This is a genomic window from Acinetobacter sp. CIP-A165 (assembly GCF_000367985.1).
Taxonomy (GTDB): Bacteria; Pseudomonadota; Gammaproteobacteria; order Pseudomonadales; family Moraxellaceae; genus Acinetobacter.
On record NZ_KB849205.1, the window covers coordinates 90,782 to 91,488 of the forward strand.

At 37.2% G+C, this 707-nt stretch carries 1 protein-coding gene; it reads right to left on the minus strand.

What is annotated here, in order from left to right; all coding sequences use genetic code 11:
* Nucleotides 1–89 precede the first annotated feature (89 nt).
* The coding region (locus tag F991_RS14260; protein ID WP_171063498.1) for a phage tail protein at nucleotides 90–707 on the minus strand (618 nt) is incomplete at its 5' end.

Here is a 707-nt window from a genome sequence, read left to right on the forward strand (position 1 = left end):
CGCTCTTTCTCTAATTTCGGGGGTATAGGTTGGTTTTTTCATCGGAATAGTCTCTCAGAATATTGAGTCTCCGACAAACCCGGTACGGTTCAATCTGTTGTACTTGAGTTATTCTTTTCATTCTTAGACAAGAAATCATCAAAACAACATGTTTCGAGAATTTTTATATCTAAGTGTCGATCATTATCAATGCCTAAATTAATTTTAATGTTTGAATCAGTTTTAATTTGATTTACATAATCAACAGTCGCCAGAACAACATCAGGATCAACAATTAATTCAAAGTTTCCAGAGTTATCGACTTGAATCACAATCCGAATCGTTTGAATTTTTGCTGCACCTTCTTCTACTGTTGGTTTATACGTCGGTGGGTAACTTGCAATTGCCAGCATGGTATTGCCTGTACTGTCGTATAAGGCTACTTCACGAATATTAAAACCACCTACGGCAGAAGGAATGATGGCTTCACAGACTAACCAATTCGGGTTCTTACTATGAACTTCAACTTTGTTTACCCCAACACGATAAACCTCGTTGACTAATGAAGTCGCATTTTCATCAGGTTCAGGAATATATCCATTACCATCACCGAAAGCCATATATGTAATAGGGACTTTAGAACTATTATTCATTGCAGCGGTGATTGCTGCTAAACCTGCGGTCGTAATCTTAGTGTAATAACTCATACTTGAGCTCCAAAAGGATAA